The organism is Luteolibacter ambystomatis, from assembly GCF_018137965.1.
Classification (GTDB): domain Bacteria; phylum Verrucomicrobiota; class Verrucomicrobiia; order Verrucomicrobiales; family Akkermansiaceae; genus Luteolibacter; species Luteolibacter ambystomatis.
On record NZ_CP073100.1, the window covers coordinates 2,284,804 to 2,300,463 of the forward strand.

The 15,660-nt window shown below is 63.3% G+C and carries 10 protein-coding genes and 1 tRNA gene; 8 read left to right on the forward strand and 3 right to left on the reverse strand.

Translation table 11 applies throughout. The features are described 5' to 3' along the window. The first annotated feature begins 162 nt into the window (after positions 1–162). Together KBB96_RS08770 and KBB96_RS08775 are read left to right on the forward strand one after the other, a co-directional pair. A complete protein-coding gene (locus KBB96_RS08770) occupies positions 163–1,893 on the forward strand; it encodes a heparinase II/III domain-containing protein (RefSeq protein WP_211634314.1) in 1,731 nt (576 codons plus the stop codon). Between the two features lie 93 nt (positions 1,894–1,986). Further along, positions 1,987–2,562, forward strand: coding sequence for a hypothetical protein (locus KBB96_RS08775; RefSeq protein WP_211634315.1), 576 nt, complete (start codon positions 1,987–1,989; stop codon positions 2,560–2,562). A 34-nt stretch (positions 2,563–2,596) separates the two neighbouring features. Here KBB96_RS08775 and KBB96_RS08780 read toward each other — a convergent pair whose 3' ends face one another. Further along, positions 2,597–3,004 (reverse strand): hypothetical protein, encoded by a 408-nt coding sequence (locus KBB96_RS08780; protein WP_211634316.1) that lies wholly within the window; start codon positions 3,002–3,004, stop codon positions 2,597–2,599. Positions 3,005–3,356: 352 nt separating this feature from the next. Between KBB96_RS08780 and uxaC the strand changes: the two genes are divergently transcribed. The 4 genes from uxaC to KBB96_RS08800 all read left to right on the forward strand — a co-directional run bounded on the left by uxaC (position 3,357) and on the right by KBB96_RS08800 (position 6,932). After that, entirely contained in the window at positions 3,357–4,760 is a 1,404-nt protein-coding gene (uxaC, locus tag KBB96_RS08785) for a glucuronate isomerase (protein WP_211634317.1), read from the forward strand. A gap of 103 nt (positions 4,761–4,863) precedes the next feature. Further along, positions 4,864–5,625 (forward strand): class I SAM-dependent methyltransferase, encoded by a 762-nt coding sequence (locus tag KBB96_RS08790; protein ID WP_211634318.1) that lies wholly within the window; start codon positions 4,864–4,866, stop codon positions 5,623–5,625. A 40-nt stretch (positions 5,626–5,665) separates the two neighbouring features. Further along, a complete protein-coding gene (locus KBB96_RS08795; protein ID WP_211634319.1) occupies positions 5,666–6,787 on the forward strand; it encodes a lactonase family protein in 1,122 nt (373 codons plus the stop codon). A 69-nt stretch (positions 6,788–6,856) separates the two neighbouring features. After that, positions 6,857–6,932, forward strand: a tRNA-Lys gene (locus KBB96_RS08800). A gap of 78 nt (positions 6,933–7,010) precedes the next feature. Here the strand turns inward: KBB96_RS08800 and KBB96_RS08805 are convergent. Then, positions 7,011–8,066, reverse strand: a complete 1,056-nt coding sequence (locus KBB96_RS08805) for a substrate-binding domain-containing protein (RefSeq protein WP_211634320.1) — start codon at positions 8,064–8,066, stop codon at positions 7,011–7,013. 252 nt (positions 8,067–8,318) lie between these two features. Between KBB96_RS08805 and KBB96_RS08810 the strand changes: the two genes are divergently transcribed. Next, complete coding sequence (locus KBB96_RS08810; protein ID WP_211634321.1) at positions 8,319–10,766, forward strand: Ig-like domain-containing protein; 2,448 nt, start codon at positions 8,319–8,321, stop codon at positions 10,764–10,766. 96 nt (positions 10,767–10,862) lie between these two features. After that, on the forward strand, positions 10,863–11,714 hold the full coding sequence (locus KBB96_RS08815) for a hypothetical protein (protein WP_211634322.1): 852 nt from the start codon (positions 10,863–10,865) through the stop codon (positions 11,712–11,714). A 100-nt stretch (positions 11,715–11,814) separates the two neighbouring features. On the opposite strand, the gene KBB96_RS08820 is transcribed toward KBB96_RS08815, so the two are convergent. Next, complete coding sequence (locus KBB96_RS08820; RefSeq protein ID WP_211634323.1) at positions 11,815–15,609, reverse strand: autotransporter-associated beta strand repeat-containing protein; 3,795 nt, start codon at positions 15,607–15,609, stop codon at positions 11,815–11,817. Positions 15,610–15,660 lie beyond the last annotated feature (51 nt).

Here is a 15,660-nt window from a genome sequence, read left to right on the forward strand (position 1 = left end):
CCGCAGATTACACAGATTTTTAAGAGGTCCCTATCCCACTCTTCCTCTTCAATCAGCGAAATCTGTGTAATCTGTGGTCATCCCTCTTCGAATCGGCAGACCTCCATCGCTCACAAGGGACACCCGTTGAAACATCCTTGCCCTCCACCGCGTTCCAATTGCGTGCGATTTCTGTCCGTTTTCCTGATTGCCATCCTGCCCTTGTCCGCAGCCGTGCCCGCCCACCCGCGGATATTCATGCCTGCCAACGCCGTGGCCCCGCTGAAGGCCCGCATCCAGTCCGATCCGGTCGCCAAGCTCCTCCACGGCAAGGCCATGGAGCGCGCCGGCCGCACGCTGACCGAGGAGCCCGTGCGCTATGAGATCCCGGACGGCCTGCGCCTGCTCGGCTCCTCCCGCAATGCCATCGCCCACATCCTTCACACCGCCTACGCTTGGCGGATGACCGGGGATCGCAAGTACCTCGACCGCTGCGTGAAGGAGCTCGATGCCGTCTGCGCCTTCCAGGACTGGAATCCGAAGCACTTCCTCGATGTCGGGGAAATGTCCACCGCCGTCGCCATCGGCTACGACTGGCTCTATCCGGACCTCACCGCGGACCAGCGCAAGCGCTACGCGGAAGCCTTGTCCATCAAGGGCATCGCCGCCCTCCCGGCAAAACCACCCGGCTGGTGGAGCCGCCCGACCAACAACTGGGCGCAGGTTTGCAACGGCGGCTTCATGATCGCCGCGGACGCCATCCAGGACGTGAAACCCGAACAGGCCGCGCCGATCCTCACCCACACCCGTGAGGTCATCAAAGCCTGCGAAAGCTTCTATAAACCGGACGGCGCCTATCCCGAAGGCCCCGCCTACTGGCACTACGGCAGCACCTACCACATCCTCGCCATGGCCGTGGAGGAACGTGAGGCCCCGTTGAAACTGGAACCGCTGTGGCAGCAGACCAGCCGCTTCCTCATCCACTCCACCGGCTCCAGCGGCATGCCCTTCAACTACGCGGATGCCGGTCCCGGCCAGGCCGATGTTTCCCCCGCGCAGACCTGGCTCGCCACCCGCACCGGCGATACCCTCGCCATCAAGAACGTCCGCGATCTCATCAACCGCCGCTACACCGACAAGAAGCCGCCGTCCGACCGCTTCCTGCCTCTCACGCTGCTGTGGCTGCCACCCGCGAAGGAAGCCGCAGCACCGGAAACCAAGGCCATCTACCGCGGCGAGCAATCGCTGGCCTTTCTCCGCAGCGATTGGTCGCCCGGCGCCCTCTGGCTCGGCATCAAGGGCGGCACTCCCGCCGCCTCCCACGGCCACATGGACAGCGGCTCCTTCGTGCTCGATTGGGCCGGCACCCGCTGGTTCCACGATCTCGGCTCGGATGACTACAACATGCCGGGCTACTTCGGCGGCCAGCGCTTCACCTACTTCCGCCTCCAGAATCTCTCGCACAACACGCTCGTCATCGGCGGCGGCTTGCAGAACCCGAAGGCCGCATCCTGCCCGGTGAATCCCTTCCAGGATCGCGATGGCACCACCACCTTCACCATCGACCTCAGCCCCGCCTACACCGACCAGTGCAAGGAAGCGCTGCGCAAGATCGCCTTCAACGGCGCGAAGCGTGAGATCGATTTCACCGATGCCCTCAAGGACCCCACCGGCCCCGTCCGCTGGCAGGCCGTGACCGATGCCAAGGTCACCCTCGACGGCCGCACCGCCACTTTGGAAAAATCCGGTCACCAGCTCGTCCTCACCACCCCGAACGAAGGTGTGGAATGGAAACTCGCCGACGCCAAGCCGCCCACGGAGCGGGAGAAGCAAAACGCGGGCTTCCGCATTCTCTCCATCGAGACGCCGAAGGCCACCGAGGTCGCCCTGAAGGTGAAGATCTCCGCAAAGTAGCGCCATGCTCCACTTGGCGTGGTTCCAACGGTGATTGGTTAGACAATATCCCCTTGCGGTGAAACCTCCCCTGACATGTCATGAGGCCACCTCATGCTCAGGAAGATCAATCTCCTCACCCTCATCTCCGCGATCGTCCTGTTCTTCCTCCCGTGGATCGACATCCGCTGCAGCGGACAGGCCATCGCGACCCAGACCGGCCTCCAGACGATCTATGGCGGAGCCAGTCCCTCCGACCAGATGGAGGCGATGGCCAAGGAGACCCCGAGCCGCCGCGCTCAAAGGAATGACGACGATTCCCTCGGCTGGTCCCCGGTGATCGCCGTCGCATTGCTGGCCATCCTCGCGGGAACGGTCTTCGCCTTTCTCGCCCTGCGTCATGGCGACAGCCGCCACGATACCTCCACCAGCCTCTTCGCCACTCTCGGCCTGATCCTGATCGCCATTCAAATGGCCGCAGGATTTCCAGCGGGCAAAGCCTTGTCGGACTCCATGGCCCGCGAGGCCAACAGCAACAATGATCCCATGACCGCCGGGCTGGCAGGGGCCACCTTGATGAACTTCGACATCCGTCCCCTGCCCGCGCTCTATCTGGAACTCGCCGTCCTCGGCATCCCCACCTTGATCGGCATCAACGGTCTGCTCGACCGATTGAAGAAACAGCCGTAACGGCCTTATCAGCCTGCCTGCCGTTTCAATTCCGCTATTTATCCGAGTCCTTCATCGATCTCCTCCCAAACCCATTTTCAGAAGGAACCGTTGGCTCCTCCGGCTCCTCATATGGTCCGGAAGACGGTGGCGGCTCGTTCTTCCAAGACGGATCCAGCTTCAACAGCAGCTCACGGCACGCCGCGGCGTTCCTGAAATGCGCTTCATCCACGATCGGCTCCAACCACCATGCATAGGTTCCTATGGCTCGATTCTCGATTTCCGGATGAGCCTTCGACAAATCTTCCAGCCGCACGATGCATACGTAGCGGACGAAACGCCGCTGATCGAAAAAGCCCCGGGCAACCTGTGAGGTGGGTATCCTGCCTCGGGCCACAAATGCCCTTAGCGCCTCTCGCAAGTCTGCCGTCTGCACCTTCCCCTGCAGCGTCGTGATCGGCATCGTATGAGTATAGATCAGCGGAGTCGCCAGTCCTTGAGGCGGAGGAATCTCACCGGCCTTCATTGCAGCCGTCAGCAGCTCATCCCAGACATCCCCCCATATACGGAGGTCAGGGACGCCAGCATCACCATCAGGATGCTAATCCAGGATCTCGGGATGGTCGTTTTCATCGATCAGTCCCCCACAAAACCCCGCCTGCGTCGGAGTTTGTCGCCCCATACTCTCCCTCTTTTTCGTGAAATTTGGTGCCTTTCGTGGTTCCTCCACCTCATCCGACCACCCCGAATAAAATTGCACCCAATTTCCCGATGTTCCTTGCCTGATCGTGCCAGCCTGCCATTCTCCGCGCACCATGCCCTACTTGGACGACGATTTTCTTCTCCACTCTCCCACCGCCCGCCACCTCTTCCATGAGGTCGCGAAAAACCAGCCCATTCTCGACTATCACTGCCACCTTTCCCCTCAGGAAATCGCCACCGACCACCGCTGGGAGAACCTCGCGGACATCTGGCTGGGCGGCGACCACTACAAGTGGCGTCTGCTCCGTGCCAATGGCATCGATGAGCAACTCATCACCGGTGATGCCTCCCCGCGCGACAAGTTCCAGGCCTGGGCCGAAACCGTCCCCTACACCCTGCGCAATCCCATCCACCACTGGACCCACCTGGAACTGCGCCGCTACTTCGGCATCGACAAGCTGCTCTCCCCGGCCACGGCGGACGAGATCTGGGAAAAGGCCAATGCCCGCCTCGCCGAATCCGATTTCTCCACCCGCGGCATCCTGAAAAAATTCGACGTCCGCATGGTCGGCACCACCGATGATCCGGCGGACAGCCTCGACCACCACGCCGCCATCGCCACCTCCGGCCTCTCCACCAAGGTCCTCCCCACTTTCCGCCCGGACAAGGTCTTCCAAGTCGACCGCCCCGAGCTTTTCAACTCGTGGATCGGCCGCCTCGAAGGCACCGCGGATGCGGACATCGCCACCTTCTCCGACCTCCTCGCCGCGCTGCAAAAGCGCCACGATGACTTCCACACCGCCGGCGCGCGTCTCTCGGACCACGGCCTCGACCGCTGCCCGGCCCTCGCCTGCTCCGATGCGGAAGCCTCGCTCGTCTTCGACAAGGCCCGCACCGGCAAGCCCGTCACCGCGGAGGAAAAGGAAAAGTTCTCCTTCTACCTGATGGTCTTCTTCGGCCAGCTCGATGCCGCACGCGGTTGGACGAAGCAGCTCCACCTCGGCCCCTTCCGCAACACGAACTCCGCCATGGCCGCGCGCCTCGGACCGGACAGCGGCTTCGATACCATCGGTGATACCCGCCAGGGTGCGGCCCTCGTCACCTATCTCGATGCCCTCGCCTCGCAAGATTCGCTGCCGAAGGTCGTCCTCTATAACATCAACCCGTCCGACAACTATCTCTTCGCCGCTCTAACAGGGGCCTTCCAGGACGGCACCGTGGCAGGCAAGATCCAATTCGGCTCCGGCTGGTGGTTCGCGGACCAGAAGAACGGCATGGAGCTCCAGCTCGATGCGCTCTCGTCCACCGGACTGCTCTCACGCTTCGTCGGCATGCTCACGGACTCGCGCTCGTTCCTGTCCTTCCCGCGCCACGAATACTTCCGCCGCATCCTCTGCAATCTCATCGGCACCGAGGCCGACCGCGGCGAACTCCCGGACGACTTCGAAGCCCTCTCCGGCCTCATCCGCGATGTCTGCTTCGGCAATGCCAACCGGCATTTCGAGCTGAACGTGTGAGTTTTCAACCACGGATTACACGGATCAAACGGATTGAAGAAGGCTTTCTTCAAATCCGCTGAATCCGTGTAATCCGCGGTTTTGGTTGCCCGATCCTCCCGCCATGACCACGCCCGCATTCAAAGACCACTTCTCCACGGACTCGGCGGGCTATGCGGCCCATCGCCCCACCTATCCCATGGCGCTTGTCGAAGCACTCGCCGCCATCACTCCCGGCCATGAACTCGCCGTCGATTGCGCCTGCGGTTCCGGCCAGTTGACCACCCTCCTCGCCGGCCGTTTCCAAAACGTCCTCGGCACCGATGCCAGCGCCACGCAGATCGCATCCGCCGCTCCGCACGATCGCATCACCTACCGCACCACGCTCGCCGAGGACACCGGCCTGCCGGATCACTGCGCGGACCTCATCACCGTCGCCCAGGCCGCGCACTGGCTGGACCTCGACAAGTTCTACACGGAAGTCCTCCGCATCGCCCGCCCCGGTGCCGCCATCGCCCTCATCACCTACGGCAAGCTCCATATCGCTGACACCATCGATGCGGTGATCGATGAATTCTACGATGGCACCATCGGCTCCTACTGGCCGCCGGAGCGCCGCATCGTCGAGTCCGGCTACCGCACCCTCCCCTTTCCCTTTGAGGAAACGCAGCTCCCCCCGCTCGCCATCGAGCTCCACTGGCGCTTCGAGGACCTCATCGCCTATCTCGGCACCTGGTCCGCCGTGAAGGCCGCGGAAAAAGAACTCGGCCCGGAGGTCATGCCGCGCTTCGCGGAAAAACTCCGCCCCCATTGGACCGATCCCGCCACGCCGCGCCTCGTCCGCTGGCCATTGTCCCTCCGTGTCGGCCACATCCGCCCGGCCTGACGAAAGATCCCGCGCCCAACTCCCGAATACACCCGGACACATGATCAAACCCATCGCTCTATCACTCCTGCTCGCCTCATCGCTCGGCGCCGCGCCCATTCCCGTCTATCTCGGCACCCAGACCGGAGGAAAAAGCAAAAGCGAAGGCATCTACGCCACCACCTTCGATCCGGACAACGGCAGCTTCGGCCCCGTGACTCTCGCCGCGAAGTATTCGCAGCCCGGCTTCCTCACACTCCATCCGGACAAGCCGCTGCTCTACTGCACCGGCACTCCGCTCACCCCCTTCGAGGACAAGACCGACTCCATCGCCGCCTTCCGCATCGAGGCCGATGGCAAGCTCACCTTCCTCAAGGAAGGCTCCACCGGCGGCCGCGGCGCGTGCCATCTCAATCTCGATGGCACCGCGCGCACCATGGCCGTCGCGAACTACGGTGACGGTCGTATTTCCACCGTCCGTCTCGATGCCGGCGGCCTCCCGGAAAGCGTCGCCTCCGTCATCACCAATACCGGCACCGGCCCGAACAAGGTCCGCCAGGACAAGCCCCACGCCCACGGCGTCTATTTCACCAAGGCCAACAACCGCCTCTACATCCCGGACCTCGGCCTCGACAAGGTCTGGGTCCATCCCTTCGACGCCGCCACCTCGAAGCTCGGCGAGCCCACCTTCACCTCCACCGAGCCCGGTGCCGGCCCCCGCCACATGGCCTTCACCGCGGATGAGAAGCACGCCTACATCATTGACGAACTGGACAACACCATCACCGCCTGCCGCAACACCGATGGCAAGCTGGAGCCCATCCAGCGCATCGGCACCCTGCCGGAAGGCTGGAGCGGTGAGAACACCACCGCCGAGATCGAGATCTCGCCGGACGGCCGCTTCGTCTATGGCTCGAACCGCGGCCACGACTCCATCGCCGTCTTCTCGCGGGATGCGGATAGCGGCAGGCTCACCTTCGTCCAGCACGCCCCCTGCGGCGGCAAGCTGCCACGCCACTTCAAGATCGCTCCGGGCGGCAAGTGGCTGCTCTGCGCCCACCAGGAAACCGCCACCCTCACCGCGCTGCCGCTCGATCCCGCCACGGGGAAACTCGGAGCTCCCGGTGAGCCGATCGCCTGCCCGAATCCCATTTGCATCCTCTTCGTCATGGGGCGAAAATAATTCCAGAAACCCCTTGCGTTTTCCCGCAAACCGACCATTTTTGCGGCCCGCCGCAAGCGGATTACCAACGCCTCGTTAGCTCAGTTGGTAGAGCAGTTGACTCTTAATCAATTGGTCCTAGGTTCGAGTCCTAGACGGGGTACCACTTTCAAAGCAAAGGGCTTAGGAGCAATCCTAAGCCCTTCTGCTTTACCGCCCGTTCCCACCGTGGGAAATACTCCTCCTACCGCCCCCGCGGTGGTGCGACAGATCTTCCCGGACGCCAAGCGGGGGAAAACAGGAGCGAGTTGGATGCATCGGCGGCACCTTGCTCCAGTGCTTCAATGATCGCACGGGCCATGCGTTCCACCGGATAGCAGAAGTGTGATGGCTCCGGCTCCATGGCATCCATTTCCGCGGAATGGGAGAGACAGATCACGGATGCATGCTCCGGCACCCGCAGCCCCAGCGACGCGAGGCATGAAAACACCGCGAGGAACGGACGCAGATGATTTACGATGATTGCCGTAGGTGGCGTGAGCCGCCACAGGCGGCGGATGGCTTCATGGAGATCCTGCGGCGTGTCTCCATCCACGACGGGAGTATTGAAAAGATCCGAGTAGGGAATGTCCCTCGCGGCGAACTCCCGTTCCACGATGTCGCGCACCCTGGCGACCACCCGGGGATTTCGTTGGAACAGGGGCATGGTGATGCGGGTGTGGCCCGCGTCGAAAAGTCGTGCGAGCGATGAAACCACCAGTTCCCGGTAGCAGACCGCAAAGGCGGCCACCGTTGCCGGTGGAGTCGCCACGCCCAGCGCCACGGTCCGGATGCCGCGGGCCTTCACGGCATCGGCCAGCTCGCCCTCCACATCCAGCACCACCGCATGGGAGACCTCCAGCCCGGCGATCCGCCTGAGTTGCTCGGATCGTTTCATGCCGCGCGGCAGATGAAGCCGCTGCACGGGACGGGGCAGCCGCCGCTCCAGGATGAGAAACAAGGCCAGGTGATCGCTGGACCGCTCCATCGGAGGAGACTCATAGATCAGCACGGAGCCGCGGGGCGCCACATGCGGCTGTGGTCCGTGGATCAACATCGCGGATCGCCTGCCGGGACCGGAAATGAGGCCTTCTTCCCGCAGCATTCCCAGTGCGGCCTCGACGGTCCTGCGCGTGGCTCCGAACTCGGACATCAGCCGGAAGACCCCGGGAAGCCTGCCCGTCCATTCGCGCCACTCGATCCGCCGCCGGATCTCATTGGCCAATTGCACCGGCGGGGACAGGAACCTGAACGTTTCCATCAATGGCAGTGTGGTTCGTGCGATCTGAAGTGCCACACCAAACTGATGTCACTCCATCGAATCATGGGATGCAGCCCCCTCCATCTATGTCATGCGGAGCATAGATAGGTGTACGGATTAGCCGTTACCAGGGACGCCCGGTGATTCATCAGGTCACCGCCATTGTCCCGCATGTACCACGGACCATGGCAACCGGCAGGACGTCACCGGAACCGGGACTCCCGCCGTCCTCAATCCGACAACCCCTACATCATGAAAAAAACACTACGTTTCGTGTTCTTCCGCTGCTTCACCGCGGTCCGGAGAACCCCGGGAATCCAGGCCGCATCGATCACCGCGGCCCTGCTTGGTTCCCTTCCTTCGGCACGCGCCCAGGCACCTCCCGCCGCCATGACAAAAGTTTACACCCATTCGGGTGGTAGCCTCACCGTGGACTACACCCTCCACGATGTGCGCGGGCCCAACTACCGTGTCTTCGCCTACAATGCGGACGGCACCTTCACCGAAGTGGCGATCACCCGTCCCAGCCGCACCTATCTCGGCCGCATCGCCGAGCGGCCGGGAGCCATCGCCGCCGCCCAGCTTTATGACGATGGCTCCATCCGCTCGAGCCTCATGTTCGAAGATGGCACCGTGTGGAAGGGCAACGGCCTCTCGATGAGCATGCCCTCCGCCGCAAGCTGGACGCCGAAGTATCCCACCGAAGTCGTCAGCGCCGGGGAGACCGGTTCCAATGCCTATGCCATGGATGTGGGTGTCGATCTCACCCACGAATACTGCGGGCAATTCGGCGGCAATGTCGCGAACATGGCGCAGACGGTGGAATTCAATCTCAACGAAATGGGTGCCTTCCTGCTGCGTGACACCGGCATCAAGCTGCGGACCTCCCGTGTCATCGCACGCCTCAATGCCTCGAACGATCCCTACGGCTCCACACCGCTGGCCACCTTGAAGAATCTGTGGGAAAACGAGCTGTGGAAAGTACTGCCCGCCGCCAACAACGATCACGCGGTCTGCGTGAAGCCGAACCTCGGCGGCGGAGTCGCCTATGTCCCCGGGAAGTACGCCGCCTGCCGTTCGCTCACCCAGGCGGGGCCGGGCATCTTCACCCAGCCGTGGCGGCATGAGCTCGGCCACGCGCTGAGCTCCCCGCACTACCCGGGCGGTGGTCCGGAGGGCCCCACCCCGATGTCCGGGAACCAGCTCCAGCGTTACTCCAGTCCGGAGGTGAACCGGATCGTCGGCCGCCGCAACTCGATCATCAGCACCTTCACCAACCTGGGCCCCTACACCATCCCGGTTCCACCGCGTGCCAATGGCGATCGCGGCACGATCAATGCCGCGCGCAATCCCATCACGCTCGATGTGCTGGCGAATGATTCCGATGTGAACGGACAGGCGCTCACGATCCAGTCCTTCGACGGCACCTCGAAACGCGGCGGTACGATCACCCGCTCCACCGGCACCGGTCCGGGCGGCCGCGACCGCCTGATCTACACTCCGCCCTCGTCCCTGACCGATACACTGGATTGGTTCAAATACCGCATCCAGGATTCTTCCGGCCAGCAGGCCGTCGGCTGGGTGGCCCTCCAGGCGGACACCCTCCCCGCCCCGGCGCCGTGGGTCACCTCGGACATCGGCAGCACCGGAACCACCGGCAGCGTCTCCTACTCCGGCTCCGGCACCTACGCTGTCAAAGGCGCCGGCGCGGACATCTGGGGGACCGCGGATGCGTTCCGTTTCCTATACCTGCCGTTGAATGGAGACGGCATCATCACGGCCCGCGTCGCCAGCGTGCAGAACACCAACTCCTGGGCGAAAGCCGGTGTCATGATGCGTGAAACGCTGGCGGCCGATTCCGCATTCTCGCTGCTGTGTGTCACGCCATCATCGGGCATCGCCCTTCAAGGGCGTACCACCGCAGGCCAGCCCGCGGATGTCAGCACCACGGTCTCCGGCTCCGCTCCACGCTGGGTACGGCTCGTCCGGACCAGTGGCACCATCACGGCTTTCGTCTCCTCCGATGGTGCGGCATGGACCCAGGTCGGCACCCATGCGGTCGCCATGGGGACGAACATCTACATCGGCCTCGCCGTGTGCTCGCATGCAGGAAGCACCCTCTGCACCGCCAGTTTCGACAACATCTCGCTCAGCCCTCCATCTCCCTGGTCGAGCGCGGATGTGGGCGGCGTGGGCCTCGCTGGCACCTCCTCGTGGTCCGACGATGGCTTCTCGATCACCGGATCGGGCACGGACATCTGGGGCTCCGCGGATGCATTCCGCTATACCTACCAACCCCTGAGCGGTGATGGTGAAATCATCGCACAAGTGGAGGATATCGAGGACACCCACGACTGGGCGAAGGCCGGCGTGATGATCCGCGAAAGCCTCGCCCCGGGATCGAAGCATGCGCTGATGACCCTGTCTTCCGCCTCCGGCGCGGCCTTCCAATACCGGGGCTCCACCAATGGCAGCAGTTCGAGCACGGCCGCGGATCACGAGGTTCCCGGCTGGGTGAAGTTGAAGCGCACCGGCAATGTCCTGACCGGATCGATCTCCGATGATGGAGTGACGTGGAGCCAGGTCGGCTCCGCCACCATCAGCATGGCTTCCGAAATCTACGCCGGTCTCGCTGTGACCTCCCATGACAACACCAAAGACTGCACCTCGACCTTCACCGATGTGGTCGTGAGTCCCTGATCCCCCCGGGTAGCATGACCACCCGCTCCGGTCCTGTCGGCTCCCCGCCGCGCGGGACCGGAGTTCCTTTTCCTTCCGGTTTCATTTTCCACGGACATGAAGACCCATCCTCTGGCGCTCGCGCTGTCCTTCGCCGCCATGCTTGCGGTGGCAGCCGCGGTGCGTTGGCGCGGCCACCACGCGGCACCGGACGACATCGCTCCCATCGGCCGGGCGGAACACCGGCAGCGGTCATCCGATGTCAACGCGACCGCCTTGCAGATGGCCGCCAGGCCTCGCGATGAAATCGCACGCTGGCTCTCCACCCTGCCCCTCTCCGAACGCGACAAGGCCTTGTCCATTCTGGTCGCTGAATCCGGAAAGTCCGATCCGCTGCTCGCTCTGGAACACGCGCTCCGGATCCAGTCTCCTGCCCTGCGCGATGAATGCGCGGGCCTCGCCATGGCCTACCTCTACGAACGCGATCCCCATGGCGCGCTGGAACGGATGATGGCGGAAAGCAATCCCGCGATCCGGGCGGCGATGGCAAAGCGTCTCCTCCCCGCCCTTGCGGAAAGCCATGCGGAGGACGCCATCGGACTGCTGGCGACAGGCACCTTGGACGATGCCTCCCATTTCCCCACGCTGGTGGCGAACGTGGTCCAGCGATGGGCCCAGAAGGACCCCGTGGCCGCCGCCGGATGGATCACCACCATCGAGGAACCCGATCTCCGCGCCAGTTCCGCCGCGGCACTCGCCGCAGTGTGGATGCAGCGCGATCCCGGGCAGATGGAAGAATGGCTCTCCGCCCATCCGGATCAGCCGAATGTGGCGGATCTCCTCCGCGCCCGGCCCGGCCGGGATTCCATGAAGAACCATCAGGAGGATGCCAGCCACGCGGAGACTTACGCTCCGGACGATACCATCGTCAGCGAGCCCTGCGGGGATGATCCGCCGCAGGACGATTAACAGCACGGCATTCATCCCGCCCACGCAAAAACCCCGGCTGGCTCTCACCAACCGGGGCTCTCTGTTGTGCATATACTACCCAGGAAAATGAGGTCGCTGTCTAGGGTGAGACGGCACGAAGCCGCGCGAAGATCCTGCCCCCCGGGGCCAGCACGGCGGGGATGCGGACGCTGACGGTATCTCCCGTGATCGTCACCACGACACCCTCCGCGGTCGTTGCGGAGGTCGTGCCGATGGGGACACTGTGCGGCCAGCCCGCGGCAAGGTCGGTGGTCCATTCCAGAGCCAGCGTCGCCTGACCACTGGCCGCGGCATCGCGATCGAACGAGAACGTCAACCCCGCCGCAGCGGAACCGGTGGCGGTGATGCGCCCACCCGAGTCCGGCGACAAGGGCGCACCGCCGAGCAACCATTCAAGACCATTGGCAAGACCATCTCCATCCGCATCGTCATTGAAGGCACGCCCGGTGATCCCGTTCCCCGCAGCCCATCCGGCATACCCTGCGGTCGATGAGAACGCCGTGAGCGTGACATACCGGCCGGTGCCACCAAGGCCGTTGGAGGTATCCGCATAGCTGATGAAAAAGCTGTTAGGTCCCGCGGTGATCGTTCCTCCCGCGGGCAGCCCGTCGAAGGTGCCGGTGAGCGAACCGTTCGTGTAGTCGATGATCGCGAACTTCGTGCCGGCCGCGAGGACCGCGGGTGTGGCAGCGAGATCGGCGAGCGAAAGCGCCGCGCCGGAAGCAAGCGTCGCCGCGCCATTCACAATCACGAGATCGGAGGAGTGGCTGGCACTGTTGATCTCCGCCTTGAAGGACGCTCCGGTGAGCGTGAGCGAGCTGCCGAACCGAAGCGTGCCGGTCACCGATTGACCAATCGACAGCGAAGTCCCGGCGGACATCGTGGTCGCTCCGGAGATGGTGCCCGTACCACCCAGCGAGCTGGCATTGGTGGCGGTGACACCGCTGTTGGAAAGCTGTCCATCGATCCGCAGGCTGCCCCCCGTCAGGTTCACTCCACCGCTGAAGGCATTCGTTCCGGACAGCACCACCGAGCCTCCGGGGATGGCGAGCTTGAGATTGCCTTGGATCGCTCCGGTGAAGGTCTGCGGAGTCGCACCGGAGTTCAACGTCAGCGTGGACAGCGTGGCGGAGGTGTTGGTGACGGTGGCGATATTGGCTGTCCGCTCCAGTCCGGCGAGTGTCTGGCTCCATCCGTTCAGATCGAAGGTCGCATTGCCGGAACCACCGAGGCGCAGCGTGGCACCGGTGGCCATGCCATTGTTCGCACCGAGACTGGTGGTGCCGGCGCCCACCGCCAGCACCGCGTAGCTGCCTCCGCCGGAGAGGCGGACAAGACCATCACGGATCACGATGCCGGATGCGGCATCGGTCATCGTCAGCGGGCCGGTGAAGGCAAGCAGTCCCCCCGAGCCGGGTCCGCGGATGTGTCCGCCATTGCCCGTGTCGCTCGTGATCGTGACGGCACCGGAAAAAATCGCGCTGCCGCTGGTGACCCCCAGCACGCCCTGGCCGGTTCCCGGGTTGGTCGCGTTCACGATCACCGGATTCGGCAGGGTCACTCCGGAATTCAGGACCACGCGGGTGGGCAGGCCCAACTCCGGATCAATCGAACTGGTGGCAAGCGGACCCGTGCCGAGCGCTCCCCCCGCATGGATCTGGAGTATGCCCTGCCGCATGGCGGTACCACCGGTGAAGGTGTTGGCGGAAGTCAGGATGAGCTTTCCAGAACCACGCTTGTCCAGCGTGCAGGTCCCGCCGATCGCCCCGCCACCACTGAAGGTATAGTCCTCATCCGCATCGACATTGACGGATGATGGCGTGAGCGTGCCGCTCAACGCAATGGCCGGAGCATTGTTTCCGGCGCTTGTGAACAGCACCGACTTGCCGTTGCTGAAGGGCGAGCTCGTGGTGCCGGAAAGCCAGTTGGGCGTGGCATCGGCAGCCCACAGGTTGTTGACACCGTCTCCACTCCAAATCAGGTCCGTGGCCTTCGAGGTCTCGATGATCTCCACGTCATCGAGGTGGAAGTAATCGCCCGCACCATCTCCCAGCAGCTTGAACCGGATCTGGGTGATGGGGCCGAATCCCGCCAGGCTCACGTTGATCTGATCCAGGCTGTCCGCATCGCCGATGGCATCGGTGCCATTGCTGTAGCTCGTCGCCGTCCAGACGGTATGCCAGGCACCATCATAGACTTCCGCGACGGCGGAGTCCCCATCCTCCAGGCTGTCCACGTCACGCTTGAACCGCAGGATGCCGGAGCCCATCAGCGGAGACGCCAGGGTGCGGCGGATGCTGGCCTCGCTGCTGCCGTTCCCTTGGAACCGCGGGGCCATATTCTTGTTGTAGCTGCGTGCGATCGGCAGCGGCGAACCGCTTCGCACCCATCCACCGTTCCACCCCGTTCCACCGGCCATGAACGCGGGGTCCTCCCAATCGTCCGAAGCCACGAGCCGGTTTGGCCGCTGCCAGGAGATCTCGAAAGTCCGTACGCAATGGTTCGGAAGCGCCACACGGTACTGTTGCACCGCCGTGGCCGGCACCTCGTCGGAAACCAGCTCGGCGTTCTTCGACGCGCTCGTTTCATAAGTCTTCACCCGCTGGATCGGAATGCGGTTACCGGTTTGGTCGAACACCTCGAGCAGGATATCCTGGCTGGTGTTCTGCGAGCAGGTCACGGTGAGCCACGTCTTCTGCTCGCCCCAACTGTGGTAGGCGATGGCGTCATAGCCACTGACACCACCGGTGATCTGGGTCTTCACCACATTCGATCCACGCGTCTGCATCGAGGAAAGCTGCTTGAAGGAAAAATACACCTTCCTTCGCGTGGCCGTCCCGTTGTAGGGGCTGTAAACGAGCGATGTCGGTGATCCCTGCGGCGAGTTCCCCATGTAGTAGTCATAGACGCTGACACCGTTGTTCACCGACTTCGAAAACAGCCGCCCGAGCACAAGCGCCGCTTCCAGTTGATCCTCCACCGAATCCTCCGGAAGCTGGGAGGAATTGTTGAGAACACTGCTGTGGCCGCAGTGCATCTCGCTCTGGAAAAAGGGACGACCACCGCGGACGTCGTTCACCGCCGAATAGGCGGATGGTTCGAAACCACTGCTGTACTGATGGGTGGAAACAATGTCGATCTGGTTCCACGCGTCGGCGTTGTTCGCCGCCCAGTCCGTGATCCAGTCCTTCGACTGGGAGGCGGAGAGGCAGCTCGGCGCCATGATCTTCGGCATCTCGACTCCGTATGGATTGCGCACCGGATCGTTCACCCACGCCCGCAGCAGCGGCACGGCGTATTTCAGGATGTTGGCGACGTTGTCCTTTCCGATATTGTTGTAGTCAGGCTCGTTGGTGAGATCGAGCACATCGCACGGCACACCGGCGGCCTTCTTCTCCACAAGTTGGGCGAACAACCATTCCGCATACTCCGCGTGGAAGTTGGGGGCGGACAAGTTCGGCGAGCCATCGGACTTCCGCAACCAGTTCGGAAACGAGTGGGCGTAGGTCAACGTCTTGAGACGCGGGTTGAGCGATTTCGCCCGGTTGTACACCCAATCATTTCCCGTATCCCGCTGGGGGAAATCGAACTTGCTCCAGTTGATCGAGAGCGGATCACTGTTGTCGTTCGCCGTTTCCGCTTCATCGAAGCCATTGCGGATGTAGTCGATGTTCAGATCCTGGAACAGCCATCGCAAGGCTTCGTCACGATTGCTGGCGGCTTTCAGATGTCCCCAGTACCAGGTGAAACCAGTGGCGCCGGTTTCATAGACATGCCGGTGGTCATAGGGATGGACGGAGACGACGGGTTCAGCCGAGGCGACAAGCCAGGGCAGGCCGGCCAACGCACCGGCGAGCGTTCTGAATAAGTGCATGGGGGATGGGTTTTCCGGAACACGGGATGTTCCAGTGGGTTTCCTCATCCC